The following is a 1,873-nucleotide window of genomic DNA, read 5'->3' as shown; positions in this document are numbered from 1 at the left end:
GGTCGCCCCTGCCCGTGAAGACCCTACGAGCCGCAACCTCCTCTATCGTTGTGTCCGCCATGCAACAACAAGTCCCCATACTTAAATTATGGGGCCGGCATACTTTAACTGACCTCCTCCCCGAGGGCGGGGGTTCCCGCCCCGCGGGGAGGCGCCCTCGCCCCGCCTTCATCGGCCCCTCCGGCGGGGGTCGTGGGGCCGGCCCGGGCCAGCACCGCGGGCCATTTGTCGCCGGCCTGGAGGGCCTTGAGCGAAGTCCACACGGCGTACGCGGCTGGCCACGGAATGATGGGATTCGCCCTCCTCACGGCCTCCTTTTCCTCCAGCCTCTTTACATTTTAAGTTCCACTAAACCGCCTTCATCCACCCCGCGGGGGCGGTCTTCCACAGCATGTTCAACACAGCGGCGTGGTCGCGGTCAACATCGTGGCCGTGGGGACACCGCAGCGTATGCCAATCGCCGCCGTCCTCAAGCTTGGCGAAGTGGATTGGGCAGACCTTGCTGTTGCGGTAAGGCGACACGTAGACCACCACAGAACCCCTCTCCGCCGCCTTGCCCTCAACGGCCCCTACGAGCTTCTTGAACGGAATCTGCTTGATGCGGTGCCTCAGCTCTCTTCTCTCCACCTTCTTCTCCTCAAGGCCGATCATCCCCTCCTGCGGGTTCTTGCCGAGCTCTTCGGTCACTATCACGGCGGGGCTCCTCGCCACCTCGCGGGCGACCTGCTTGGCGCGGGCATCTTTACGCCTCCTCTCCCTAAGCCTCCCCGCGAACCTCCTGAACTCCCTAGTGTCTGTAGCGTTCTGCCTCCTCCCATCCCCGTCTCTCCTGGCGTATGGATATCTGCGCTTCAGCTCCTCCAGCTTTCTGCCTCTAACCGCCTCGTACCTCTTAGCGAGCCTGCCGAAGTCCGTCCTTATGGAGTAGACGGCGGGGTTTATGTATTGCCTATTCCACCGCGCCACGGCGTCTACTGTGGCCAAGAGGCTCACCCTGGCAACTGCGACCGAGTTCTCGTTTACGTCGAAGGCGACGGCCTCCGCCGGAGGCTCCCCCCTCGGCTGTACGTCGAAGACGAATATCGCATACCACCTGCCCCTCCGCCGCTTCACCATGAGGGTGGAGGCGAGCTCGGCCTCTCCCCTCAGCGCCTTCCACCAATACAGCCAGAGGCGTCTATGGGGCTTTATCCAGACCTCCCTCCTCCCGCCGGGGAGCGACAGCGCCAGCCTAACGGGGGCTGCTGAAGCCGCCGTCTTCCGGTAGCTCCAGCTATCCTTGGCGAATCTCATCGAGACCCACCTCACCTCGGGGCGGGGCTTGCGGACCCGGCCGTCCCTCCTCGCCTCCAGAAACGACCTCCCCGCCTCTACGCCTTGGTTCATGGCTTGCTGGATCAGCTGTGAGTACAACCACGGATACAGCTCCCTAAACCTTCTGTAGAGCTCATTGTACTTCTCCCTCTCCAGCGTCCCCCTCTCGGCGACGTATACCGCGACCTCCTCCACGATGCGGCGGTACGCCTCCTCCACGGCGTAGAGCCCGGGCGGCGGGCTCTCCACCTCCACGGCAACAGCCCTCCTCACGCTCCTCACGTTCTCCATGTGTCCACCTCCCACAAAAACTTTGACGAACCGCATCCCCGCCCTAAAGGGCGGGGCTTTCCGCTAAACCTTTATAACGCGGCTGCGCGGACCCCCCATGGGGTGTCCGGAGGCGCGTCCCTGCCGTTGAGGATATACAACACGGCCAGCAGGAGGGTGGAGCAGTTCGCGGTCGGGACGCCGGGCGTCGCGTCGGGCTACGTCTGCGGCATAACTCCCTACGACTCCGTCCACGTGGGGCACGGCAGAGTCTACGTCTTCTTCGACA

2 protein-coding genes are annotated in these 1,873 nt (G+C 63.7%); both read right to left on the bottom strand.

What is annotated here, in order from left to right; translation table 11 throughout:
- Positions 1–104: 104 nt before the first annotated feature.
- Complete coding sequence (locus B7L68_RS08320) at positions 105–308, bottom strand: hypothetical protein (protein ID WP_081247192.1); 204 nt, start codon at positions 306–308, stop codon at positions 105–107.
- 40 nt (positions 309–348) lie between these two features.
- Entirely contained in the window at positions 349–1,605 is a 1,257-nt protein-coding gene (locus B7L68_RS08315) for a zinc ribbon domain-containing protein (protein ID WP_162008427.1), read from the bottom strand.
- Between the last annotated feature and the right edge of the window lie 268 nt (positions 1,606–1,873).

The organism is Thermoproteus sp. CP80 (genome assembly GCF_002077075.2).
Taxonomy (GTDB): domain Archaea; phylum Thermoproteota; class Thermoprotei; order Thermoproteales; family Thermoproteaceae; genus Thermoproteus.
The sequence above is the reverse complement of the archived record's forward strand: the minus strand, read 5'-3'. Positions and strand labels throughout refer to the sequence as shown.